The sequence below is a fragment of the Streptomyces sp. NPDC001204 genome, from assembly GCF_053598035.1.
In genome coordinates this window covers 21769-46621 of sequence record NZ_JBSFJL010000051.1, presented here as the reverse complement: position 1 = coordinate 46621, position 24853 = coordinate 21769, and the positions used below count along the sequence as shown (strand labels likewise).

The following is a 24853-nucleotide window of genomic DNA, read 5'->3' as shown; positions in this document are numbered from 1 at the left end:
CAGCGCGGTCTGGAGATCGTCTCCTGTCCGTCGTGCGGCCGGGCCCAGGTGGACGTGTACAAGCTGGCCGAGGAGGTCACGGCGGGTCTGACCGGTATGGAGGTGCCGCTGCGCGTCGCGGTCATGGGCTGTGTCGTCAACGGTCCCGGTGAGGCCCGTGAGGCCGACCTCGGGGTCGCCTCGGGCAACGGCAAGGGGCAGATCTTCGTCAAGGGGCAGGTCATCAAGACCGTTCCGGAGTCGAAGATCGTGGAGACCCTGATCGAGGAGGCCATGAAGATCGCCGAGCAGATGGAGCAGGACGGCGTCGCCTCGGGCGAGCCGGAGATCTCGGTCAGCGGCTGACCGCAGGACTACGACTGACCGCAGGACGCCGGCTGACCGCAGGACGGCGATCGACCCCGGAGCGGCGCGGCCGATCCTCCGGTGGATCCCGCCCCGCCTGCCGCCTCGCCTCACGCTTCAAGCCACACCGCAGCCCCGCCCCTGAAGGGGCGGGGCTGTCCGGTTCTCCGGAAAGCGTCTTCACCGAAATGTTGCGACGGTTCACCCGTCGCCGCCGTCCACGCCCTCTTCGCGCTCGCTTGTGACTGCTAACTTGCTGACGAGCAGGCCGAGAAATCGCTATCTCGGCACGGGTCGACTCCAGGGGGGATGCGATGACCACAGCGCGGCGCACCGGAGAGCGCGCCGGACACGGTGGTGAGGGGGCCGCGAGACGGTCCTCCGGGCGGGGCCAGAAACGCGTCACCATCGCCGATGTGGCCCGCGCCTCCGGCGCCTCCGTGTCGACCGTCTCGCGAGTGATCAACCAGGTCGGCACCGTCGCCCCGGACCTCGCCGACCGGGTCCGCGAGACCATCGCCGACCTGGGCTACCGCCCGAACGCCGCGGCGCAGGGCCTGGCCCGGGGCCGCTCCGGCACGCTCGGGGTGCTCGTCCCGGACCTGGCGAACCAGTACTTCCACGACATCATCAAGGCCCTCTCCGCGGTGGCCAGATCCAACGGGTCCCGCGTCCTGGTCATGGACTCCAACGAGGACCCCGCCGCCGAGCGGGAGCTGGCCGAGGACCTCGTCCGGTACGCGGACGGCCTGCTGCTCTGCTCCCCGCGGATGCCGCGCGCCGACCTCGTCGCGCTGACCGGCCGCGACACCCCGATCCTGGTCACCAACCGGCAGGAGCCCGGTCTCGGTCTGCGGGCGATCACCGTCGACTTCTTCCGCGGTGTCCTCGCCCTCTGCGGCCACCTCGCCCAGCTCGGGCACCGGGACGTCGTCTACGTCGCCGGCCCCGGGAGCGCCTGGGCCCACCACGAGCGGATGCGCGCCCTCGCCGCCGCCGAGGACTTCGGGCTGCGTGTGCGCACGGTCGACGGAGGCTCCACCGCCGACGACGGATACGCGGCGGCCGACACCGCCCTGGGCACCGGCGCGAGCGCCGTGATGGCCTACAACGACTTCGTGGCGCTCGGACTGCTCGCGCGGTTCGCCGAACTCGGCGTACGGGTGCCGGACGATGTGTCCCTGACGGGCTTCGACGAGATCGACATGGCGCGTTTCTCGGCGCCGCCCCTCACCACGGTAGCGGTTCCCCGAGGCCGACTCGGGCAGGCCGCCGGTGCGGCGCTGCTGCGGCTGATGGCAGGCGAGGACGACATCGAGGGCGAATCCATCCCGGTCGACCTGCACGTTCGCAGTTCGACCGGCGCACCTTCTTGACAGATCCGATGGCTGGCAGGATTTTGTTCGGGCACCAGGCTGAGAAAGCGTTTCCTCACTGTCGCTGACGCATATCGGGCCGATGCCCGCAGGGAGTTGCTGTGTCCCGCACCGTCCACAGAGCCAGTCTTCGTATGCCGTCCGTTCAGCGCCTCGTCGCCGCCGGCTTGTTGCTCGCGGTCACGGTGGTGGGATGCAGCGCACCGAGCAGTCAGTCGTCGGGGGACAAGGGGCAGCCCGCGCAGAAGGTGCCGGACAAGCCGAGCAAGCCGGTCTCGCTGGAGATCCTCGACGTCGCCGGGAACCTCCAGTTGACCCAGGGCATGATCGACGAGTTCCAGAAGACGCATCCGGAGATCGTCGGCAAGATCTCGTACTCCAAGGCGCCCGCTCCGGAACTCGCGGGCAAGATCAAGGCACAGCAGCAGGCAGGCCGCGTCCAGATCGACATGGTCCTCACCGGCACCGACGGCCTCGCCGCGGGGCTCGAGCAGGACCTCTGGGCGGACATGGCCGCGCACCAGGACGCCATCGGCAACCCGGACTACCTGCCGCCGGCGGCTCAGATGGCGAAGCTGGCGCAGGGCAAGGGCACGGCCGTCGTGTACTACCCGTCGGGGCCGCTGTACGAGTACGACCCGGCCAAGGTGCCGAACCCGCCGAAGACCCCGCAGGAACTCCTCGGCTGGGCCAAGGCCCACCCCAAGCGCTTCCAGTACGCCGACCCGGCCAACTCGGGCCCCGGCCGTACCTGGCTGATGGGGCTGCCGTACCTCCTCGGCGACAAGGACCCGTCCGACCCCGAGAAGGGGTGGGACAAGACGTGGGCGTACCTGAAGGAACTCGACAAGTACGTCGACGTGTACGGCTCGGGCACCTCCGAGACCATGAAGAACCTGGCCACCGGTCAGGTTGACATGATCATGAGCACCACGGGCTGGTACATCAACCCGCGTGCCCTCGGCACCGTGCCGAAGAAGATGAAGGCCGGTCACTTCGACGACATGACCTGGGTGACCGACGCCCAGTACGCCGTGGTCCCCAAGGGAGTCAGCGCCGACAAGATGTCCGCGGTGCTCAACCTGCTCCACTGGATGCTCACCCCCGAGCAGCAGGCGAAGGCCTACGACGACGGCTACTTCTACCCGGGCCCGGCCGTCAAGGACGTGCCCCTGTCGATGGCGCCCGCCAAGTCCCAGCAGGTCATCAAGGAGTACGGCGTCCCCGAGTTCGACACGTGGATCGACCAGTTCCCGAAGAAGCCGTCGCTGTCCTCGCAGGCGCAGGTCAAGGCGTTCGACCTGTGGAACCGTCAGGTGGCCGGCCAGTGACCGCGGCCCGTATCTCGACCCTGCGCCTGGCCGGGGTCACCCGCAGCTTCGGCGGACACCAGGCCCTGCGGGGACTGGACCTGGAGATCTCGGGCGGCGAGTTCGTTGCGCTGCTCGGCCCCTCCGGCTGCGGCAAGTCCACCGCCCTCAACTGCCTGGCCGGACTGCTGCCGCTGACCGGCGGCCAGATCTTCCTCGACGGGGAGCGGATCGACCAACTCGCCCCCGAGCGGCGCGGGTTCGGCATGGTCTTCCAGAACTACGCTTTGTTCCCGCACATGACCGTCCGGAACAACGTCGGCTTCGGCCTGAAGATGGCGAAGGTCCCCAGGGCCGAGGCCGCCGAACGGGTCACCAGGGCCCTGGACATGGTGCAGCTGACCGCTCACGCCCACAAACGGCCCGGTCAGCTCTCCGGCGGCCAGCAGCAGCGGGTCGCCATCGCCCGCGCGATCGTCCTGGAACCGCGGCTGGTGCTGATGGACGAGCCGCTGTCCAACCTCGACGCCGCGCTGCGCCTGGAGATGCGGGCGGAGATCCGCCGCCTGCACCAGCGGCTCGGACTGACCACCGTGTACGTCACGCACGACCAGGAGGAGGCCCTCTCCCTCGCGGACCGGCTGGTCGTGCTGCGCGACGGCCGCACCCAGCAGATCGGCACCCCGGAGGAGGTCTACAGCCGCCCGGCCAACCGCTATGTCGCCTCCTTCATGGGCTATCGCACCCTGCTGGACGCCACCGTCACCGGGACCCGCGGCCCCCATGTGGTCGTCGACATCGCGGGCAGCCCGCTGGTCGGGCTCGACCGTGACGGCGTGGCGGCCGGCGGCCGGGTCACGGCGGCCATCCGCCCCGAGGACCTGGACGCGGTGACCGGGGACGAGCCAGTCGACGGCACTTCCGGCACCTCCGGCACTCCGGGGCTGCCCGCGACGGTCGAGGTCGTCGAGTACCACGGACGCGAACTCGCCGTGCAGGCACGGCTGACGGACGGGCGCCGGGTCCACTTCCGCACCCGGAAACGGCTCGCGCCCGACGAGCCGGTACGGCTCGTCGCACCGCCCGACCGCGTCCTCGTCTTCGCCGCCGCCGACGGCGACGGACAGCCGAGCGACAGCGGTACCGGGCCGTCCCGCGGACCGGGTGGCGCCGGCGCCGGGGACGGACCGGCCGCCCCCGAGCCGTCCGCCCCCGAGACCGGGGAGCCGGACTCCGCCGGCCCGCGCAACCCGGCGGCCGCACCGGCGGACGAGGGCGCGGCGGAGCCTTCCGAGAAGTCGCGGGAGGCACGTGACAACCCGAAGCAGGTGGCCACATGAGCGCCACCGACACCCGCGCGGCCCCGCCGCCCGCGCCGCCACAACCCCCGGCCGCCCGGCCCGCGCTCCGCCACCGCCTGGCCGAGCGCGGCGTCGACCGGCTCCTGCTCCTCGCGGTCCCGGGCGTGCTCTTCCTCGCCGTCCTGTTCTGCTACCCCTTCTTCTACGGGTTGGGACTGTCGTTCCAACCGGCCCAGGGCGGGGGGCCGTTCGCCAACTACCGGCTCTTCTTCAGCGATCCGTATCTGCGGGAGACCCTGTGGATCACCCTGGGCCTGGCCGTGCCCGCCGCGCTGATCAACTGCCTTGCCGCCGTGCCGGTCTCGTTCCGCACCCGCGGAGTGTTCCGCGGCCGGCGGCTGATCACCACGCTGCTGGTCATGCCGATCACCCTCGGAACGGTCCTCACCGCCCAGGGGCTGCTCGGCTACCTCGGCCCCAACGGCTGGTTCAACAAGGCCCTGCTGGGACTCGGCCTCATCGACGAGCCGCTCGCCCTGGTGCACAACTACTGGGGTGTGCTGGCCTCGCTGATCATCACCGGCTTCCCCTTCTCCTACCTGCTGACGCTGTCGTACCTGACCGGTATCGACCCCAGCCTGGAGCAGGCCGCCGCGACGCTCGGCGCGGACTGGCGCAAACGGCTGCGGTACGTGCTCCTGCCGCTGCTCGCGCCGGGCCTTGCCATCACCTTCTGCCTGTCGTTCGTCCTGGCGTTCGCGGTGTTCCCGTCCGCCCAACTGGTCGGTGACCCACGCAAGACCACGCACGTCATCTCGATCGAGGCGTACCAGGCGGCGTTCCAGAAATTCGACTACTCCCTCGGTTCCGCCATCGCCATGATCATGGCCGCGGTGATGCTCGCGGTCGTCGTCCTCGTGCTCGCCTGGCGGTCGCTGCTGTACCGAGGAGCGACGGGAGGCAAGGGCTGATGGCCGACCTCGTCCGGACCCCCGCGGCGCAGACCGGTAAGGACCCGGCCGTCCCCTCCCGGTGGCGCCGGATCCGCCCCGGCACCTGGATCGCCGCCCTCGTCTTCGGGTTCTTCTTCCTCCAACTCGCCGGAGTCATCGGCGTCCCGCTCGTCGACTCCCTGGGCACCCGCTGGTTCACCAGCTGGCTGCCGCAGGGCTGGACGACGAAGTGGTACGGCTCCGCCTGGCGGGAGTTCCAGCTCGGCCAGGTCTTCTGGACGACCGCGCTGGTCTCCGTGCTCGTCGTCGCCCTGTCCGTGGTGATCGGGGTGCCGGCCGCCTACGCGCTGGCCCGGCGGGACTTCCCCGGCAAGAAGGCCGTGCTGCTGTTGTTCGTGCTGCCGATCCTGGTGCCGCCCCTCACCTACGGCATCCCGCTGGCCACCGTCCTGTACAAGTTCCAGCTCGCCGGGACCCTGACCGGGGTGGTGCTGGCGAACCTGGTGCCGTCGGTGCCGTTCGTCGTCCTGACGATGACCCCGTTCATCGAGCAGATCGACCCCAGGATCGAGGCGGCCGCCCGGATGTGCGGTGCCCGGACCGGCTCCGTCCTGCTGCGTGTCCTCGCGCCGCTGCTGGTGCCCGGCATCCTCGCCGCCTCCGTACTGGTCCTGGTCCGCACGGTCGGCATGTTCGAACTCACCTTCCTCACCGCCGGACCGGACAGCCAGACCCTCGTCGTGGCCCTGTACTACGCCGTCTTCTCAGCCGGTATCCGCACCCAGCAGTCCATCGACGCGATGGCCGTGATGTACACGCTGTCGATGCTCGTGCTGCTGGTGATCGCCCTGCGCTTCGTCAATCCCACCCAGTTGGTGACCCGCGTCAAGGAGGACCGGTCGGCATAGGAGACGGCCGCTGCGAGGGGCAGGGAGCCGGCCGTTCCCACTGGCAGGGGCGGTGCCGGGGGGCATCCACCGCCGGGCGGCGTCCCCCGTCGCCGCCAGGTACAGTGCGGGAACCAGTAGATCCTCATGGTGAGGCCCCGCCGACGTGTTGACCCAGACGACCACCGTGGTCCTCGGACCGAGCGACCTCGACGCCGCGCTCGCGGTCCTCGGCCGCGAGCCGGTCGCGAACGCCTTCGTGACGTCCCGCGTTCAGGTCGCCGGACTGGACCCGTGGCGGCTCGGCGGAGAGATGTGGGGCTGGTACGAGGACGGCATGCTCACGTCCCTGTGCTACGCGGGGGCCAACCTCGTCCCGATCTGCGCCACCCCCAGGGCCGTCCGGGCCTTCGCGGACCGTGCGCGCCGGGCCGGCCGCCGCTGCTCCTCCATCGTGGGACCGGCCGAACCCACCGCCCAGCTGTGGCGGCTCCTGGAACCCGGCTGGGGCCCGGCCCGTGAGATCCGCGCCCACCAGCCGCTCATGGTCACCGACCGCATGCCGGCCGGCATCGCTCCCGATCCCTACGTCCGCCGCATCCGCAAGGACGAGATGGAGACGATCATGCCGGCCTGCGTGGCGATGTTCACGGAGGAGGTCGGCGTCTCCCCGCTCGCCGGGGACGGCGGTCTGCTCTACCAGGCCCGGGTCGCCGAACTCGTCGGCTCCGGCCGCTCCTTCGCCCGCCTCGACGAGCACGGCAAGGTGATGTTCAAGGCGGAGATCGGCGCCGCGACCCCCGAGGCCTGCCAGATCCAGGGCGTGTGGGTGGCCCCCGAGTACCGCGGCCGCGGTCTGGCGGTCCCCGGCATGGCGGCGGTCCTGCGGTACGCGCTGGCCGATGTGGCCCCGGTGGTCAGTCTGTACGTGAACGACTTCAACACCGCGGCCAGGCGCACCTACCTGAGGACGGGCTTCCAGGAGGTCGGCGCGTTCATGAGCGTTCTCTTCTGACCTGCGCCTCACTGCGCTGTTCAGCGCCCCGTGCACGCCCTGTAGTCTCCCGGCATGGCGCACTTCCCCGGTCACGGACACCGCCGCAGCGACGACGTCGTGATCGGCCCCCTGGACCTGTCGGTCCGCGTCGACGAGGCGCTCGCCGTGCAGGCCGTCGCCTTCGGTCTCGGCGCCGACGAGGTGGCCGTACGCCGGCAGATCGTGCTGCGCCACATGACCTGCCGGGGAGCCCGCGCGCTCGGTGCCACCACGGCCGACGGCCGGCTCGCCGGATTCGTCTACGGCATGCCCAACGACCGCACCCACTGGTGGTCCACCGTCGTCGAGCCCTACCTGCGCGCCCTCGGCCACGACGACTGGCTCGACGACTCCTTCGTGATCACCGAACTGCACGTCCACCCGAGCCACCAGAACCGCGGCATCGGACGGGCCCTGATCACCACCATCACCGACAGCGCGAGCGAGCCCCGCTCGATCCTCTCCGCGATCGACACCGACAGCCCGGCCCGCGGCCTCTACCACTCCCTGGGCTACGAGGACCTCGCCCGCCAGGTGCACTTCCCCAGCGCGCCGAAACCGTACGCCGTGATGGGCGCCCCGCTGCCGTTGCGCCGCCGTCCGGACACGGCGCCCGGTCGGCTTTAACCGATTTCCACCGGCGCGGCAAGCCCGGCTAACCTCCTAGCCATCAGCTTCCCCCACTCTCGGCCTCGCCCGAGCGGGGGCCACCATCGGCAGGAGTACGAGAACCATGGCCAACGCACCGGTCCAGCGCATGTCCCAGTTGTTGGCGAAGACGCTGCGCGACGACCCGGCGGACGCCGAGGTCCTGAGCCACAAGCTGCTGGTCCGCGCGGGCTACGTACGGCGCACCGCCGCCGGGATCTGGTCCTGGCTGCCGCTGGGCAAGAAGGTCCTCGCCAACGTGGAGCGGATCGTTCGCGAGGAGATGGACGCGATCGGCGGCCAGGAGGTGCTGCTGCCCGCGCTGCTGCCCCGTGAGCCGTACGAGGCGACCGGCCGCTGGGACGAGTACGGCGCCGAGCTGTTCCGTCTGAAGGACCGCAAGGGCGGCGACTACCTCCTCGGGCCGACCCACGAGGAGATCTTCACCCTGCTGGTGAAGGACCAGGCGACCTCCTACAAGGACCTGCCGGTCATCCTCTACCAGATCCAGACCAAGTTCCGGGACGAGGCCCGGCCCCGCGCGGGCATCCTGCGCGGGCGCGAGTTCCTGATGAAGGACTCCTACTCCTTCGACCTCGCCGACGAGGGCCTCGCCGAGTCCTACGCCCTGCACCGCCAGGCCTACCAGCGGATCTTCGACCGCCTGGGCCTGGACTACCGGATCTGCGCCGCGACCGCGGGCGCGATGGGCGGCTCCAAGTCCGAGGAGTTCCTCGCCCCGGCCGCCGCCGGCGAGGACACCTTCGCCGACTGCCCGAACTGCGACTTCGCCGCCAACACCGAGGCGATCGAGTACGAGCTGGTGCCGGTGGACGGCTCCGGCGTGCCCGCGGCCGAGGAGATCCCCACCCCGGACACCCCGACCATCGAGACCCTCGCCGCCTCCCTCGGCGTGCCGGCCTCCGCCACCCTGAAGAACCTGCTCGTCAAGGTCGACGGGGAGATCGTCGCCGTCGGTGTCCCCGGCGACCGCGAGGTGGACCTGGACAAGGTCGAGGCGCACTTCGCCCCGGCCGCAGTCGAGCTGGTCACCGCCGAGGACTTCGTGGGCCGCCCGGACCTGGTCCGCGGCTACGTCGGTCCGCAGGGCCTGGACAAGGTGAAGTACATCGCCGACCCGCGCGTGGCGCCCGGCACGGACTGGATCACCGGTGCCAACAAGGAGCACACGCACGCGAAGAACGTGGTCGCCGGGCGCGACTTCGAGGTCGACGAGTACGTCGACGTGGTGGTCGTGCAGGACGGCGACCCCTGCCCGAAGTGCGGCACCGGCCTCAAGCTGGACCGGGCCATCGAGATCGGCCACATCTTCCAGCTCGGCCGCAAGTACGCCGACGCACTCAAGCTCGACGTCCTCGGCCAGAACGGCAAGCCGGTCCGCGTCACCATGGGCTCCTACGGCATCGGCGTCTCCCGCGCCGTGGCCGCCCTCGCCGAGCAGCACGCCGACGACAAGGGCCTGATCTGGTCCAAGGAGGTCGCCCCGGCCGACGTGCACGTGGTCGCCGCCGGCAAGGCCCTGCAGACCGAGGTGGCCCTGGAGGTGTCCCAGAAGCTCGCCGCGGCAGGCGTCCGCGTCCTCGTCGACGACCGGGCCGGTGTCTCCCCGGGCGTGAAGTTCACCGACTCCGAACTCATCGGCGTCCCGCAGATCCTGGTCGTCGGCCGGCGCGCGCCCGAGGGCGTCGTCGAGCTGAAGGACCGCCGCACCGACGAGCGCGAGGAGCTCCCGATCGAGGAGGCGATCGCCCGCCTCACGGCGTAGTCCTGCCCCGCGAGACGGGTCACGGCATCAAGCGGGGTCAGGCGCGTCCAGCCACCAGACGAACGAGGACGCGCCGGGCCCCGCACCCGCGTCAGGATCCGCCGACCGGTCACTGACCCCGCGTCACCGCGCTCCCAGGCCGGCGCCCGGCGGGTGCGGGGGAGCGGCCGTCATGATGGCAGTGTCACCGTCGGCCCCGGGGCGTGGGGCCCGGTGGTTCGCGGCCGGGAGGCGGAGGGGCGTGACGGGCTGGCGCTCGCGTCGTGACCGGCGGGGCGGGCCGTGATCCTGCGGTACCTTTCCCCGCTCGCAGGCCGCCGGGCGGGACCGGCCGTCATCACGGCAGCGCCGTCTCCCGTCAGTGGCGGCTGCTGGGAGGTGGGCGCGGGGTCCGGGGCTGCGGTTGTCGGCCTGCGCTCCGGCCGCTCACCATGGCGGAGGCGGCCGCGTTCGGGTCATGTCCTCCGGGCGGGCACCGATCCCTCGCCACCGTCTCCTCGCACCCAGGCCGTCGCCCGGCGGACGGGGGAGCGGCCGTCGTCACGGCGGTGCCGCCCGGGAGGTTTCGTCGCGGCCGGGTGGGTCAGAGCCAGGTGGCGAATTCCAGGAGGAGTTCGGCTTCCTTCGGGCGGCCCACCCGGCGTGCGCGCACGCCGGATTCCACGGCCCGGAAGAGCGTCCAGCCGCGCAGGCGGTCGCGGTCGACCTCCAGGGAATCCGCCAGCCGCTTGATCCGGCGCCGGGTGGTGGCGGCGCCGGACGGCGCGGCGATCAGGTCCTCCACTCGGTCGCGGACCAGCCGCGCCAGGTCGAAGGCGGCCTCGCCGACCACCGGGTCCGGGCCCACGGCCAGCCACGGCGTCCGGTCCCCGGCGAGCACCTTGCTCTGCCGGAACGTGCCGTGCAGCAGCCGCCGCCCGGGCGGCGCGGCCAGCAGTTCCGCGCGGGCCGTGAGCGCCGCCTCGACCAGCGGCGCCACCTCCGCGTCGGCCTCCGCGCTCGCCCGCATCGCCCCGGCCTGCCGGCCGGTCCGCTCCTCGACCGTCTCGAAGGTGTGCCCGGCGGGCGGTTCGACCCACAGCCGCCGCAGCGTGCCCGCCGCCTCCAGGAGCGCCCGCGCCTCCGGCAGCGACCGCACCGACACGTCCGGATGCAGCCGCTCCAGCAGCAGCACGCCCTCGGCCGGACCGGCCGGCCCGTCCTCCAGCAGTTGCACGGCGCCCCGCCCGCCCCAGTGCGCGAGCGCGGCCCGCTCGCTCTCCGGGCGGGCCCGGGCAGGGGCCAGTTTGAGCACGGCCGGCGTCCCGTCCGCCGTCCGCACCAGCACCACGAGGCTGCTGCGTCCGCCGGGCATCTGCACCCGCTCGACGGTCAGCTCGCGCTGCGCCACCGCCTGCCGCGCCAGTCCGGGCAGCTTCTCCAGCCAGTCGTCCCCGTCCGGTGCGGTCTCACCCAGCGCCCGCACCAGACGCCGCGGCGGTTCGAAAGCCATGCGCGAGTCGTTCCTTCCTGACTTCCTGGACGCGTTCTCCGCTGTCGCCGTGCGCCGTGGGCGCCTCCTGCGCCGTCCCGTTCCTCCCGGCCGTGCCCGGCCGTGCCCGGCCGTGCCGGTCCGTGCCCGGCCGTGCCGGTCCGTGCCGGTCCGTGCCGGTCCGTGCCGGTCCGTGCCCGTCCGTGCCCGTCCGTGCCTGTCCGGGACATCCGTACGCCCTACGGCGTCGGTGCCGTCGAAGCCGTGGGCGTGCCCGCCGCACCGGCCCGTTCGGCGAGACCAGGGAAGGCTACGCTCCCCCCGCGCCAGCGCACCGCCCGGACCGCCGTCTCGCGCAGTACCCCGGCGGCCTCCCGCCGCCGCTCGCCCCCGGCCGCCCGGACCAGGTCGGAGTACACCCCGGCCACGCGTTCCTCCAGCTCGGCGGCGAACCGTACCGCCGCCGCGGAGTCCGGCACCGGGAACGGCAGCGTGTAGGCGGCCGCCGCGGCCACCGGCTGCCCGCCCAGATCCCGCACCTCGCGCACCAGCGCGTCCCGCCGCGCCCGGTGGGCGTCGTACGCCGACCGCGCCTCGGCCCGCCGGCTCTCGCCGATCCGGCCCCCGACGACGCCGTACCCGTACACGGCCGCGTGCTCGGCGGCGAGCGCCGCCTGGAGTGCCTCCAGCCGCCGCCGGTCCGTCACCTGGCTCACTTGTCACCTTCCGTCAGGAGATACGCGTGCGCGGCACCGGCCGCCGCCACCGAGGCCAGCAGACGGGCCAATTCGCCGGGCGCCTGGAGCAGGGCCGCCGTGCGCCGGTCGGACAGGGAACGCTCGGCGGCGGCGAGCCCGGCCAGGGCGGACTTCGCGGTCTCCCGGGCTGCGGGAGAGCCCGAGGCCTCGGCTCCCGCCGGTGCCCTGGAGTCCTCGGGCGAACCGGATCCCCCGGGCGTGGCCGAGGCCGCCGGCGGCACGGTCGGGGCCACCGGCGGCGTGGTCGGCGCCGTCGCGCCGGGCGAGGCCTTCGCGGTGCCGCCGAACGCCTCCGCGTGCGCCGCGACGTGCGCGCGCAGCGGCCGCAGGCGCTCCGCCAGCTCCGGATGCGCGGCCATCACCGCGTCGTACCGCCGCGCCAGCTCCTCGCTGTCGCGTGCCGCACGCGCGCGCATCCGCTCGGCGGCCGACGGGGCCTGGCCCGTGCCGCCGGAGTCGTCGGAACCGGTGGAGCAGCCCACGAGCAGGGCGGCCCCCGCGGCCGAGGCGAGCAGGCTCCTTCTGCGCGGGCCCGCCAGGGCGCGCGGAGGTGAGGGGAACGGCACGGCAGACGTCCTCGGGTGCGTGAACGAAGTGGGAGGGGCGGCTCGCCCATGATCACGGTACCCGCGCCCCGCGCACGCATCACTCAGCGGCACCGCCGCTGCCCAGGTGGACGGCAACACCCCTTCGGACCGGATACCCTTTGACCAGACACGCGACCACCCCACAACAGCACACGCGGCCGAGGAGTCACCCGGATGAGCACCACCCAGAGCGAGAGGCTGCGGGAACTGCTGGAACCGCTCGTCACCTCCCAGGGCCTGGATCTCGAAGAGATCGCCGTGGACTCCGTAGGACGCAAGCGTGTGCTGCGCGTCGTCGTCGACTCCGACACCGGGGCCGATCTGGACCGGATCGCCGATGTGAGCCGTGCGCTCTCGGCGAGGCTCGACGAGACGGACGCGATGGGCGAGGGCGAGTACACCCTCGAGGTCGGCACCCCGGGCGCGGAGCGCCTCCTCAGGGAACACCGGCACTACGTGCGCGCCACGGGCCGGCTGGCCAAGTTCCAGCTGGCCGACGGCGGCGAGCTGGTGGCCAGGATCCTCGGGGTCGACGACGAAGGCCTCGACCTCGAAGTGCCAGGGGTGAAGGGGCGCAAGCCCACGACCCGCAGACTCGGTTTCCCGGACGTCGTCAGGGCACGGGTGCAGGTCGAGTTCAACCGCAAGGACCAGAAGGAAGAGGAGGCGTAGCCGTGGACATCGACATGAGTGCCCTGCGGGGCTTGGTACGAGAGAAGGAGATCTCCTTCGACCTGCTGGTCGAGGCGATCGAGTCGGCCCTCCTCATCGCTTACCACCGCACCGAGGGAAGCCGCCGCCACGCGCGCGTGGAACTCGACCGGCAGACCGGGCATGTGACCGTGTGGGCGAAGGAGGACCCCCAGGACCTCGAGGAGGGCCAGGAGCCCCGCGAGTTCGACGACACCCCGTCCGGCTTCGGCCGTATCGCCGCCACCACCGCCAAGCAGGTCATCCTGCAGCGGCTGCGCGACGCCGAGGACGACGCGACGCTCGGCGAGTACGCCGGCCGCGAGGGCGACATCGTCACCGGGGTCGTCCAGCAGGGCCGCGACCCGAAGAACGTGCTCGTCGACATCGGCAAGCTGGAGGCCATCCTGCCGGTGCAGGAGCAGGTCCCCGGGGAGACCTACCCGCACGGCATGCGGCTGCGGTCGTACGTCGTCCGGGTGGCCAAGGGCGTCCGCGGCCCCTCGGTGACCCTGTCCCGTACGCACCCGAACCTGGTGAAGAAGCTCTTCGCCCTGGAGGTCCCGGAGATCGCCGACGGCTCCGTGGAGATCGCCGCGATCGCCCGTGAGGCCGGTCACCGCACCAAGATCGCCGTGCGGTCCACCCGTTCGGGCCTGAACGCCAAGGGCGCCTGCATCGGTCCCATGGGCGGCCGGGTGCGCAATGTGATGGGCGAGCTGAACGGCGAGAAGATCGACATCGTCGACTGGTCGGACGACCCGGCCGAGATGGTGGCGAACGCGCTGTCGCCGGCCCGCGTCTCCAAGGTGGAGGTCGTGGACCTGGCCGCCCGGTCCGCCCGCGTCACCGTGCCCGACTACCAGCTGTCGCTGGCCATCGGCAAGGAGGGCCAGAACGCCCGGCTGGCGGCCCGGCTCACCGGCTGGAGGATCGACATCCGCCCGGACACCGAGCAGGCCCCCGAGTAGCCCTCCGGCGAGCAGCCCTCCGAGCAGGCGTCCGGGCAGGGCCGCGGGGGAATTCACCCGTTCGGGGGGAATAGATCCGGGCCGCAGGTCGCTCGGAATACGACAACAGCCGTTCGATCTATGCCCCACAGGGGTGAGGTCGGTGCGGGGAGGTAGACTTAGCTGTGTCTGGCCGGACGCGTGCCCGCGCATGCCCTGAGCGTACCTGTGTGGGATGCCGGGAGCGAGCGGCCAAGATCGAACTGTTGCGGACCGTGGCGGTCGAGGGTGATTGCGTCCCCGATCCACGCGGTACGCTGCCCGGCCGGGGTGCGTATGTACATCCCGCCCCGGTCTGTCTCGATCAGGCGGTGCGCCGCCGGGCATTTCCGCGGGCGCTCCGCGTCCCGGGACCGCTCGACGTAATGGCGTTGCGCCGGTACGTCGAGCAGGCACAAGGTTGCTGAGGCAACACGGCAAGGAAAGACATGCCGTACGGAAGCCCCCGTGCGGCCTGGTACCTCGCGAGTCGAAAGCAGGTCGAGATTGCGATGAGCACTCGATGAGTACGCGATGAGTACGCCCATGAACTAGCGACGGTCCGGCCGCAACCCGGACCTAAAAGGAGCGAAGTGGCTAAGGTCCGGGTCTACGAACTCGCCAAGGAGTTCGGTGTGGAGAGCAAGGTCGTCATGGCCAAGCTCCAGGAACTCGGTGAATTCGTCCGATCGGCGTCCTCGACGATCGAGGCGCCCGTAGTACGCAAACTGACTGACGCCTTCCAGCAGGGCAACGGCAGCGGCAGGTCCGCCGCGAAGCCGGGCGCCCCGAAGAAGGCCGCCCCCAGGCCCGCCGCGCCGTCTCCGGCGCAGGCCGGGGGTCCCTCCCGCGTCGCCAAGGCGGCGGGGGAGCGTCCGGCCGCGCCCAAGCCGCCGGCCGCGCCCAAGCCCGCCCCGGCGCAGCAGCCCGCGGCCCCGGCGGCATCCGCGCCGACCCCCGGCCCGCGTCCGGTGCCGGGTCCCAAGCCCGCGCCGCGTCCGGCTCCGGCCGCGCCCACCACGCCGGAGTTCACCGCTCCGCCGTCGGCTCCGTCGCCGGCCGCGCCGAAGCCCGGCGCCCGTCCGGGCGCCCCGAAGCCCGGTGGCCGTCCCGGCCAGGGCCAGGGTCAGCGTCCGGGCCAGGGTGCCGCGCGCCCCGGTGGCCAGGGCCAGCGTCCCGGCGCCCGTCCGGCCGGTCCGCGTCCGGGCAACAACCCCTTCACCTCCGGTGGCTCCACCGGCATGGCGCGCCCGCAGGCGCCGCGTCCGCAGGGCCAGCGGCCCGGCGGCCCCGGTGCTCCCGGCGCCGGTCCGCGTCCGCAGGGCCCCGGTGCCCAGGGCGGCGGTCCGCGTCCGCAGGCTCCGGGCGGTCCGCGCCCGACCCCGGGCTCGATGCCCCGTCCGCAGGGCGGTCCGCGTCCGGGCGGTCCGCGCCCGAACCCCGGCATGATGCCGCAGCGTCCCGCTGCCGGCCCACGTCCCGGCCCCGGTGGCGGCGGTCGCGGCCCGGGTGGTGCGGGTCGTCCCGGCGGTGCCGGTCGTCCCGGTGGCGGCGGCGGTTTCGCCGGCCGTCCCGGTGGTGGCGGCGGTGCCGGTCGTCCCGGTGGCGGCGGCGGTTTCGCCGGTCGTCCCGGTGGTGGCGGCGGCTTCGGCGGTGGCGGCGGTGGCCGTCCCGGCTTCGGTGGCCGTCCGGGTGGTCCCGGTGGCCGTGGTGGCACGCAGGGCGCCTTCGGCCGTCCCGGCGGTCCCGCGCGCCGTGGCCGCAAGTCGAAGCGGCAGAGGCGCCAGGAGTACGAGGCCATGCAGGCCCCGTCGGTCGGCGGCGTGATGCTGCCTCGCGGCAACGGCGAGACCATTCGCCTGTCGCGCGGTGCGTCGCTCACCGACTTCGCGGAGAAGATCAACGCCAACCCGGCGTCGCTCGTCGCGGTCATGATGAACCTGGGCGAGATGGTCACGGCCACGCAGTCCGTGTCCGACGAGACGCTCCAGCTCCTCGCCGACGAGATGAACTACCAGGTTCAGATCGTCAGCCCCGAGGAGGAGGACCGCGAGCTGCTCGAGTCCTTCGACCTGGAGTTCGGCGAGGACGAGGGCGGCGAGGAGGACCTGGTCGTCCGCCCGCCGGTCGTCACCGTCATGGGTCACGTCGACCACGGCAAGACCCGACTGCTCGACGCCATCCGCAAGACGAACGTCATCGCGGGCGAGGCCGGCGGCATCACCCAGCACATCGGTGCCTACCAGGTCGCGACCGAGGTCAACGGCGAGGACCGGGCGATCACCTTCATCGACACCCCGGGTCACGAGGCGTTCACCGCCATGCGTGCCCGCGGTGCCCGGTCGACGGACATCGCCATCCTGGTCGTCGCGGCCAACGACGGCGTCATGCCGCAGACGGTCGAGGCGCTCAACCACGCCAAGGCGGCCGACGTCCCGATCGTGGTCGCGGTCAACAAGATCGACGTCGAGGGCGCCGACCCGACCAAGGTGCGCGGTCAGCTGACCGAGTACGGCCTGGTGGCCGAGGAGTACGGCGGCGACACGATGTTCGTCGACATCTCCGCCAAGCAGGGTCTGCACATCGACTCGCTGCTGGAAGCGGTCGTCCTGACCGCCGACGCCTCGCTCGACCTGCGGGCCAACCCGAAGCAGGACGCGCAGGGCATCGCGATCGAGTCCCGCCTCGACCGCGGCCGCGGTGCCGTGGCGACGGTGCTCGTCCAGCGAGGCACGCTGCGGGTCGGCGACACCATGGTGGTCGGCGACGCGTACGGCCGTGTCCGGGCGATGCTCGACGACAACGGCAACAACGTGGCCGAGGCCGGCCCGTCGACGCCGGTGCAGGTCCTGGGCCTGACCAACGTCCCGGGTGCGGGCGACAACTTCATCGTGGTGGACGAGGACCGTACGGCCCGTCAGATCGCGGAGAAGCGCGCCGCCCGTGAGCGCAACGCCGCGTTCGCCAAGCGCGTCCGCCGCGTCTCGCTCGAGGACCTGGACAAGGTGCTCAAGGCCGGCGAGGTCCAGCAGCTCAACCTCATCATCAAGGGCGACGCGTCCGGTGCGGTCGAGGCCCTCGAGTCCTCGCTGCTCCAGCTCGACGTCGGCGAAGAGGTCGACATCCGCGTCCTGCACCGCGGTGTGGGTGCGGTCACGGAGTCGGACATCGACCTGGCCATGGGCTCCGACGCCATCGTGATCGGCTACAACGTGCGCGCCGCCGGGCGTGCCGCGCAGATGGCCGAGCGCGAGGGCGTGGACGTCCGGTACTACTCGGTCATCTACCAGGCGATCGAGGAGATCGAGGCGGCCCTCAAGGGCATGCTCAAGCCGGAGTACGAGGAGGTCGAGCTCGGCACGGCGGAGATCCGCGAGGTCTTCCGTTCGTCCAAGCTGGGCAACATCGCGGGTGTGCTCATCCGCTCCGGCGAGGTCAAGCGCAACAGCAAGGCGCGCCTCCTCCGCGACGGCAAGGTCATCGCGGAGAACCTCAACATCGAGGGTCTGCGTCGCTTCAAGGACGACGTCACCGAGATCCGCGAAGGCTACGAGGGTGGTATCAACCTCGGAAACTTCAACGACATCAAGGTCGACGACGTCATCGCGACGTACGAGCTCCGCGAGAAGCCGCGGGCGTAACGCCGCAGACACCCGTGCCGGCCGACGGGACCACTCCCGTCGGCCGGCACGGCCGTGTCCGGGGCCGCTGGGCCCAGGGCCCCGCGAGCCGTGCGGGGCGCGAAGCCACGCTCACCTCGGAGCGGGAAACCCCCGTCCCACCTGGGCCGCGGAAAACCCCGTCGAGTCACCGGCGGGGTTCGCGGTACCGTTCTTGATGTCCCTGCCCACCGAGAGGGCAGGACCATCGACCCCGTACCGGCGGGCAACCCGGGCACACACATGTACGTGGGGACTCTGTCCTTCGACCTGCTCCTCGGCGACGTCCACTCGCTGAAGGAGAAGCGTTCCGTCGTCCGCCCGATCGTCGCCGAGCTCCAGCGCAAGTACGCGGTGAGCGCGGCGGAGGTGGACCACACGAACCTCCACCGGCGGGCCGTCATCGGTCTCGCCGCGGTCTCCGGCGACGCGACGCACCTGACCGACGTGCTGGACCGGTGCGAACGGCTGGTCGCCGGCCGTCCCGAGGTGGAGCTGCTGTCCGTCAGACGCCGCTTCCACGGCGAGGACGACTAGACCGCACCCCACCGCACCATCCACACCGCACAAGCAGAAGAAGAAAGAACGGGAGACGGACCAGTGGCCGACAACGCGCGGGCGAAAAGGCTGGCGGACCTCATCCGAGAGGTGGTGGCCCAGAAGCTGCAGCGCGGGATCAAGGACCCGCGGCTCGGCTCGCACGTCACCATCACGGACACCCGGGTCACGGGTGACCTGCGGGAGGCGACCGTCTTCTACACCGTCTACGGAGACGAAGAGGAGCGGAAGGCCGCGGCCGCGGGCCTGGAGAGCGCCAAGGGCATCCTGCGCTCCGAGGTCGGCCGGGCGGCCGGAGTGAAGTTCACCCCGACCCTCGCCTTCGTCGCGGACGCCCTGCCGGACACCGCCCGGAACATCGAGGACCTCCTCGACAAGGCCCGTGCCTCCGACGCGAAGGTGCGCGAGACGTCCGCCGGTGCCACGTACGCCGGTGAGGCGGACCCGTACAAGAAGCCGGGGTCCGACGACGGGACGGACGACACCACCGCATGACCAGCAAGCCCACCCCGCCCGACGGCCTCGTCATCGTCGACAAGCCGTCGGGCTTCACTTCGCACGACGTCGTGGCCAAGATGCGCGGCATCGCCAGGACCCGCCGGATCGGCCACGCGGGCACCCTCGACCCCATGGCGACCGGTGTGCTCGTGCTCGGCGTGGAGAAGGCCACCAAGCTTCTCGGCCACCTCGCGCTGACCGAGAAGGAGTACCTCGGCACCGTCCGGCTCGGCCAGAACACGATCACCGACGACGCCGAGGGCGAGATCACCTCCGCCACGGACGCCTCCAAGGTCACCCGGGACGCCGTCGACGCCGTCGTCGCCAAGCTGACCGGCGACATCATGCAGGTGCCGTCCAAGGTCAGCGCCATCAAGATCAACGGCGTGCGGTCGTACAAGCGGGCCCGGGAGGGCGAGGAGTTCGAGATCCCGGCCCGGCCGGTGACCGTCTCCTCCTTCAGCGTCCACGACGTCCGCGACGCGGTCGCCGACGACGGCACCCCCGTGCTCGACCTGGTGGTGTCCGTGGTCTGCTCCTCCGGCACCTACATCCGCGCCCTCGCCCGCGACCTGGGCGCCGACCTCGGCGTCGGCGGCCACCTCACCGCGCTGCGCCGCACCCGGGTCGGTCCGTACAAGCTGGACTCCGCCAGGACGCTGGACCAGCTCCAGCAGGAGCTGACCGTGATGCCGATCGGCGAGGCGGCCGCCGCGGCGTTCCCCCGCTGGGACGTCGACGCCCGCCGCGCCCGGTTGCTCATCAACGGCGTACGGCTGGAGGTGCCCGACGAGTACGCGGGCGCCGGCGCCGTGGCCGTCTACGGCCCCGACGGCCGTCTCCTCGCGCTCGTGGAGGAGCAGCGGGGCAAGGCCAAGAGCCTGGCCGTCTTCGGCTGACCTCGCGCGGCGGTGCCCGTGGAGCGGCGAATACAGGGTGTTCCTCAGCCGCCGTTCCACGGTCCCGTCCCCCCTCGGTTCCCCCACTCATGAGCTTTATCCAGCGGCACGCGCGCATTCACCCGGCCGTGCAGGCGCTCGGAGTGAACCGGGGGAGTGCAGGGGGGCGCGTTCGCCGCTCGGACTGTCCCGCTGATCATCCGCCGCCTACCGTCGAGGGCAGGCACGGCGGTACGGCGGGGAGGTTCGGGCATGGATGGGCGGGGCCTCCATGAATCCACACAGGTGCAGGGACCACAGGGATCCCGCCCCGGCCGCCACGCGCTCCGGCCCGCCGGGAGCCGGCAGGAGCCGGACGGCACGATCCGGCGGCAGGCGGCGGAGGCCCGGGACCGCGCTCTGGACCGCTCCCTGGTCCGCATCCGCGACCTGGCGGGACGGCCCCGCGGCACCGGCTTCGCGGCCGACCACCGGGGCACGGTGATCACCAGCCACGAGGCCGTCGACGGACTGTCCCGGCTCGTGCTGCACGCTCCCGGCGCGGGGGAGCGCTCCTGCGTGGTGACGGCCGACGCGATCACCGCGCTGCCCGCCCTGAACCTGGCCCTCGTCCGCACCGAAGGCCTCGGCGTGGAGCCGCTTCCCGTCACCGTGCGGGACGGCGTCCGCAGCGGCACCTACGTCCGGATCGCGGCCGACCGCTGGCGCGAGGCCCGCGTGCTCGGCGCGGCCACGGTGACGTACACGGCCGCGGATCGCTCCCATCTCCTCGACGACGTCACGGAGTTGGCGATCGGCACGGCGGGCCGCGACGCGCTCCGGCTGGGCGGCGGGGCCGCCGGAGGACCAGTCCTCGACATGACGACCGGCACGGTGGTCGCCGTCCTCGGCACGGCCCTGGAGTCCGGCCGCGGCGACGCCGGCTTCGCGGTACCGCTGCGCCGCTCCTGCGAGGACCCCCTGGCCGACCTCCTCAGCCGCAACGCGGCCACGGTCGCCGCCTACGGCCCCGACCTGAACCTGGCGGCGGTCCTCGAACTCACGGCCACCTCCCTGGCCCAGGACGGCCCCGCCGGAGCCCTGCCGTTCCCCCACCGGGGACCGTGCGGTCCCGGATCGCCCGCCGGACCGGTCGAACGCGCCGCCGTCGCGGGGGAGCTGGCCGCGTTCGGCGCCGGCGGGGCCGCCGTGCTCGGGCTCGTCGGTGACGCCGGAAGCGGCCGTACGACGGAGCTCGCCGCGCTGGCCGGCCGCCGTGCCGGCGGCGGTTCGCCCGCGCCCACCCTGTGGCTGCGCGGGGCCGATCTGCTGGCCACCGACACTTCGATCGCGGACGCGGTGGGCCGGGCGCTGGACCGGGCGGCCCGGATCGTCGCGTCCGCCCGGTCGCCCCTGCCGACCGAGCTCACCGACCTCACCCCGGAACGTGTCGCCCGCCTCGCCCACGCCCACGGCCGTCCCCTCCTGCTCCTCCTCGACGGCCCCGAGGAGATGCCGCCCGCTCTGGCCGACCGGCTCCCCGAGTGGACCGAGGGAACCGCGCGGTGGCTGCGCGGCACGGGGGTGCGGCTGGCGGTGGCCTGCCGTGAGGCGTACTGGGAGGCGGCGGGAGCGCGATTCCCGGCGGACCTGCTCCACACCCCGGTCACGGCGGGGGCGGGTGCGGACGGCGGCACCGGCCATCTGCCGCCCTGCCTGCCCCTCGGCGGCCTCACCCCCGCCGAGGCCCACGAGGCCCGCGCCCGCCACGGCATCCCGGACGGCACACTGGTGGACGCCGCCGCCCGCCACCCGCTCACCCTCCGGCTCCTGGCGGAGGTGCGCGCCGCCCTCCCCGACGCCGCCGACCACCCCCCGCTCGGCCGTGACGACGTCCTCGCCGCCCACCTGGACCTGATGTGCCTGCGCGTCGCCGTGCGCCTCGCCGCGGAGAACGGTCTGCGCGGCACCGCGGTACGGCGGCTGGCGGCGAGGGTCTCCGGCCAGGTGCACGAGGCCGCCCGCCGCAGCCTCGGCCAGGGGGAGCTGGACCGGGCGGCGTTCGAGGAGCTGTTCCCCCGGGGACCCGCCCCGGCCCGCCTCGGCGGCGGCACCGGCTGGGCGGCGGCCGTTCTCACCGAGGGTCTCCTCGTCCCGGCGGGAGACGGCTACCGCTTCGCGCACGAGGAGCTCGCCGACTGGATCCAGGGCACCCACCTCGACCTGGACGAGGCCCTGCGCGTCCTGGTCCACCGGCGGCACACACCCGGCACGCCGCGTCACCCGCAGCCCGTTCCGCACCACCGCATCGGACCCGTCGTCCAGGCCCTGCTTCTCCTGGCCCGCCAGCACGGCACACGCCGACTCGCGGTCCGGCTCGAGGAGTTGCTGTGCGCCCTCGACACCGACCCGCACTCCTGGTGGGCGTCCCGCCTCCTGGCCGGCGTACTGCTGCGCGTGGCGGACGCGACCCCGTACCTCCGCGTGCTGCGGCTGCTCGCCGAGCGGATCGTGGTGTGGCAGCAGTGCGACCTGCCCGTGCCAGCGGGCTTCGGGCCGGGTTTCTGGACCGCTCTGCACCTGTCGGACGCCGACCGCTGCGACCTGTTCAGGCGCCTCCTCCTCGCCGACGGCGCATCGCGGGACACCCACGGCGCGAGCGGCGGCCCCCGCCGCCCGTCCCGGTACCTGGACGCCGTCGCGCGCCTCCTCACCGCCGACCCCGCCGCCGTGCAACCGCACCTCACGCGCTGGTTCCACGACGAGCGCCCGCTGCCCGCCGCGCCGCACGCCACCGTGGCCACGGCCGCCCAGGCCCTGCTCCACACCCACCGCGACCGCGCCCCGGACGACCTCACCGACACGCTGGCCGGGTGCGCCCACCCGCGCGCCGAGGAACTGCTGGCCGTACTCGCCGAGGAGGAGCCGTCCGCGCTGTGCCGGGCCGTGGACCGGTGGGCGCACGACGACCGCCCGGCGCTGAGGGCGGCGGCCCTGACGTACGGCCTGCGCACCGCGCCCCGGGCTCGCACCGAGGCCGACCGCGAACTGCTGCGCCACGCCGCCCTCACCCTGCTCGGCCACCCCGCCGACTCCGCCCTGCACGGCGGCGCGCTCGCCCTCCTCGTCCGGGATCCGCACACCCGCGCCCGCCATCTGCCGCAGGCGCTGCGGTACTTCGCGGCGGGCGACCCGCACCTGCCGCCGAGCACGCTGGCGCCCGCCCTGACCACCCACCCCGAGGCGGTCCTCGCCGCCATCGGCGCGTGCCTGCGCCGGGGCACCGGCATCGGTGAGGTCCTGCGCGCCCTGGGCGACGTCGCCACACCGGCGCTCGCCCGCCGGGTCGCCCTCCTGGTCCGCGAGGCGGTGACACGGCACCCGAAGGCCGCCGGGCCGGTGGCGGCGTACGTCGACCACCGCCTGGACGACGACCCCGCCGCCCGCTCGGTGCTGTTCCCCCTGGTCGCAGGCCTCCTCGACGGCGGCGGGGAGGGGCGCGACGGCGGTGAGCGCGAGGGCGCGGGCGACCGGGGCCATCGGGACCACGACGGTCCGGAGCGGTTGCGTTCCGCGCTGGCCGCCGTGCTCGCCGCCCCCGGCACCCCGGCCTCCCGCCCGCTGCGCCGGGAGCTGCTCGACTTCCTCCTGGCCCACGAGGGCGCCCCGGCCGTCCTGGACGCGGTACTGCGCGCCGCAGCCTCCACCGCCGAGGAGGACCTGCGCGGCCTCGTCCACCGCGTCGGCCTGCTCCTCGTCCGCACCCCCGACGGCGCTGCCGTGTTCGACCGGGGACTGGTGGAGCTGGGCCGGCACGTGCCCGGTCTCGCCGACCGCGTGGCCGGCTGGCTCACCGACGCGCCGGAGGACTGGGCCGTGGTGGTGGGTCCCAGCGCCCGCCGGATGATCGAGAACATGGCGGGCGTACCCGTCCCGGCCTGACCGAGCGCCCGTCTCCGTCGACGACGCACCCGTCCTCGGCAGACGACGTGCGCCCGATCACAGCCCCCATGCCGGTGCAGGCGGCGACCGCCGGGCATGGCACCCTTAGACCTGCGGACAAGACAGCAAGAACAACTAGGACAACCCGAGGCAACACGGACACGGGTTCGACGAGGAGCGGTCACAGTGCAGCGCTGGCGTGGCTTGGAGGACATCCCCCAGGACTGGGGGCGCAGCGTCGTCACCATCGGCTCCTACGACGGAGTCCACCGCGGACACCAGCTGATCATCGAGCACGCCGTGGACCGCGCCCGCCAACTGGGCGTCCCGGCCGTCGTCGTCACCTTCGACCCGCACCCCAGCGAGGTCGTCCGTCCCGGCAGCCACCCGCCGCTGCTCGCCCCGCACCACCGCCGTGCCGAGCTGATGGCCGGACTGGGCGTGGACGCGGTCCTCGTCCTGCCCTTCACCGCCGAGTTCTCGAAGCTGTCACCGGCCGACTTCGTCGTCAAGGTGCTGGTCGACAAGCTGCACGCCAAAGCGGTCGTCGAGGGCCCGAACTTCCGCTTCGGGCACAAGGCGGCCGGCAACGTCGAGTTCCTGGCCGAGCAGGGCAAGACCTACGACTTCGAGGTCGAGGTCGTCGACCTGTACGTCACCGGGGAGGCGGGCGGCGGCGAGCCGTTCTCCTCGACCCTGACCCGCCGCCTGGTCGCCGAGGGCGACGTCCAGGGCGCCCGGGAGATCCTGGGCCGCCCCCACCGGGTCGAGGGCGTCGTGGTCCGCGGCGCCCAGCTCGGCCGTGAGCTCGGCTTCCCCACGGCCAACGTCGAGACCCTCCCGCACACCGCGATCCCCGCCGACGGCGTCTACGCCGGTTATCTGCACGCCCAGGGCGAGGTCATGCCCGCCGCGATCTCCGTGGGCACGAACCCGCAGTTCGACGGCACCGAGCGCACCGTGGAGGCGTACGCCATCGACCGGGTGGGCCTCGACCTGTACGGCCTGCACGTCGGCGTCGACTTCCTGGACTTCGTCCGCGGCCAGGCGAAGTTCGACTCGCTGGAGGCATTCCTGGAGACGATGGCCGAGGACGTCGAGAAGTGCCGGCGGATCGTCACGGCGGACGCCAAGACGGCGTAGCGGGAACGCAGGCCGCTCAGCCGCCGGTAGCCGCGACC

Annotated in this window: 21 protein-coding genes; 18 read left to right on the top strand and 3 right to left on the bottom strand. The window is 73.0% G+C overall.

Annotated elements, in window-relative coordinates:
- The 9 genes from ACWC91_RS39445 to ACWC91_RS39405 all read left to right on the top strand — a co-directional run.
- A partial coding sequence (locus tag ACWC91_RS39445; protein ID WP_450726266.1) for a flavodoxin-dependent (E)-4-hydroxy-3-methylbut-2-enyl-diphosphate synthase occupies positions 1 to 345 on the top strand: 345 nt, incomplete at its 5' end.
- A gap of 314 nt (positions 346 to 659) precedes the next feature.
- Positions 660 to 1721, top strand: a complete 1062-nt coding sequence (locus ACWC91_RS39440) for a LacI family DNA-binding transcriptional regulator (RefSeq protein ID WP_450644290.1) — start codon at positions 660 to 662, stop codon at positions 1719 to 1721.
- Between the two features lie 134 nt (positions 1722 to 1855).
- Positions 1856 to 3052 carry an ABC transporter substrate-binding protein gene (locus tag ACWC91_RS39435; RefSeq protein ID WP_450644288.1) on the top strand — a complete coding sequence of 399 codons (1197 nt, stop codon included), beginning with the start codon at positions 1856 to 1858 and terminating at the stop codon, positions 3050 to 3052.
- On the top strand, positions 3049 to 4371 hold the full coding sequence (locus ACWC91_RS39430) for an ABC transporter ATP-binding protein (protein ID WP_450644286.1): 1323 nt from the start codon (positions 3049 to 3051) through the stop codon (positions 4369 to 4371). The genes ACWC91_RS39435 and ACWC91_RS39430 overlap by 4 nt, the downstream gene beginning before the upstream one ends.
- Positions 4368 to 5303, top strand: a complete 936-nt coding sequence (locus ACWC91_RS39425) for an ABC transporter permease (protein WP_225080535.1) — start codon at positions 4368 to 4370, stop codon at positions 5301 to 5303. The genes ACWC91_RS39430 and ACWC91_RS39425 overlap by 4 nt, the downstream gene beginning before the upstream one ends.
- Positions 5303 to 6193 carry an ABC transporter permease gene (locus tag ACWC91_RS39420; protein ID WP_225080536.1) on the top strand — a complete coding sequence of 297 codons (891 nt, stop codon included), beginning with the start codon at positions 5303 to 5305 and terminating at the stop codon, positions 6191 to 6193. Before ACWC91_RS39425 ends, ACWC91_RS39420 begins: the two co-directional genes overlap by 1 nt.
- A 145-nt stretch (positions 6194 to 6338) precedes the next feature.
- Complete coding sequence (locus ACWC91_RS39415; RefSeq protein ID WP_225080537.1) at positions 6339 to 7187, top strand: GNAT family N-acetyltransferase; 849 nt, start codon at positions 6339 to 6341, stop codon at positions 7185 to 7187.
- 54 nt (positions 7188 to 7241) lie between these two features.
- A complete protein-coding gene (locus tag ACWC91_RS39410; protein ID WP_225080538.1) occupies positions 7242 to 7835 on the top strand; it encodes a GNAT family N-acetyltransferase in 594 nt (197 codons plus the stop codon).
- Between the two features lie 106 nt (positions 7836 to 7941).
- Positions 7942 to 9642 (top strand): proline--tRNA ligase, encoded by a 1701-nt coding sequence (locus ACWC91_RS39405; RefSeq protein WP_450644282.1) that lies wholly within the window; start codon positions 7942 to 7944, stop codon positions 9640 to 9642.
- Positions 9643 to 10225: 583 nt separating this feature from the next.
- Here ACWC91_RS39405 and ACWC91_RS39400 read toward each other — a convergent pair.
- The 3 genes from ACWC91_RS39400 to ACWC91_RS39390 form a co-directional block, all read right to left on the bottom strand.
- On the bottom strand, positions 10226 to 11134 hold the full coding sequence (locus ACWC91_RS39400; RefSeq protein WP_450644280.1) for an aminoglycoside phosphotransferase family protein: 909 nt from the start codon (positions 11132 to 11134) through the stop codon (positions 10226 to 10228).
- Between the two features lie 218 nt (positions 11135 to 11352).
- Positions 11353 to 11829, bottom strand: a complete 477-nt coding sequence (locus ACWC91_RS39395) for a ferritin-like domain-containing protein (RefSeq protein WP_225080541.1) — start codon at positions 11827 to 11829, stop codon at positions 11353 to 11355.
- Entirely contained in the window at positions 11826 to 12437 is a 612-nt protein-coding gene (locus tag ACWC91_RS39390; RefSeq protein ID WP_450726264.1) for a hypothetical protein, read from the bottom strand. The genes ACWC91_RS39395 and ACWC91_RS39390 overlap by 4 nt, the downstream gene beginning before the upstream one ends.
- A gap of 195 nt (positions 12438 to 12632) precedes the next feature.
- Here ACWC91_RS39390 and rimP point away from each other — a divergent pair, with 195 nt between their 5' ends.
- The 9 genes from rimP to ACWC91_RS39345 all read left to right on the top strand — a co-directional run bounded on the left by rimP (position 12633) and on the right by ACWC91_RS39345 (position 24815).
- Complete coding sequence (gene rimP / locus ACWC91_RS39385; protein WP_141357785.1) at positions 12633 to 13130, top strand: ribosome maturation factor RimP; 498 nt, start codon at positions 12633 to 12635, stop codon at positions 13128 to 13130.
- A 2-nt stretch (positions 13131 to 13132) separates the two neighbouring features.
- Positions 13133 to 14119, top strand: coding sequence for a transcription termination factor NusA (gene nusA, locus ACWC91_RS39380; RefSeq protein WP_225080543.1), 987 nt, complete (start codon positions 13133 to 13135; stop codon positions 14117 to 14119).
- Between the two features lie 164 nt (positions 14120 to 14283).
- Complete coding sequence (locus tag ACWC91_RS39375; protein ID WP_225080561.1) at positions 14284 to 14565, top strand: YlxR family protein; 282 nt, start codon at positions 14284 to 14286, stop codon at positions 14563 to 14565.
- Between the two features lie 165 nt (positions 14566 to 14730).
- Positions 14731 to 17778 carry a translation initiation factor IF-2 gene (gene infB / locus ACWC91_RS39370; protein ID WP_225080544.1) on the top strand — a complete coding sequence of 1016 codons (3048 nt, stop codon included), beginning with the start codon at positions 14731 to 14733 and terminating at the stop codon, positions 17776 to 17778.
- A gap of 261 nt (positions 17779 to 18039) precedes the next feature.
- Positions 18040 to 18333 carry a DUF503 domain-containing protein gene (locus ACWC91_RS39365; protein ID WP_100571646.1) on the top strand — a complete coding sequence of 98 codons (294 nt, stop codon included), beginning with the start codon at positions 18040 to 18042 and terminating at the stop codon, positions 18331 to 18333.
- A gap of 63 nt (positions 18334 to 18396) precedes the next feature.
- Positions 18397 to 18849: a 30S ribosome-binding factor RbfA gene (gene rbfA / locus ACWC91_RS39360; protein ID WP_225080545.1), complete on the top strand. Its 453-nt coding sequence runs from the start codon at positions 18397 to 18399 to the stop codon at positions 18847 to 18849.
- Positions 18846 to 19751, top strand: a complete 906-nt coding sequence (gene truB, locus ACWC91_RS39355; RefSeq protein WP_141357775.1) for a tRNA pseudouridine(55) synthase TruB — start codon at positions 18846 to 18848, stop codon at positions 19749 to 19751. Before rbfA ends, truB begins: the two co-directional genes overlap by 4 nt.
- Positions 19752 to 20003: 252 nt before the next feature.
- Positions 20004 to 23672, top strand: coding sequence for a trypsin-like peptidase domain-containing protein (locus tag ACWC91_RS39350; RefSeq protein ID WP_450643093.1), 3669 nt, complete (start codon positions 20004 to 20006; stop codon positions 23670 to 23672).
- A 186-nt stretch (positions 23673 to 23858) separates the two neighbouring features.
- Positions 23859 to 24815 (top strand): bifunctional riboflavin kinase/FAD synthetase, encoded by a 957-nt coding sequence (locus ACWC91_RS39345; RefSeq protein ID WP_450643091.1) that lies wholly within the window; start codon positions 23859 to 23861, stop codon positions 24813 to 24815.
- The last annotated feature ends 38 nt before the right edge of the window (positions 24816 to 24853 follow it).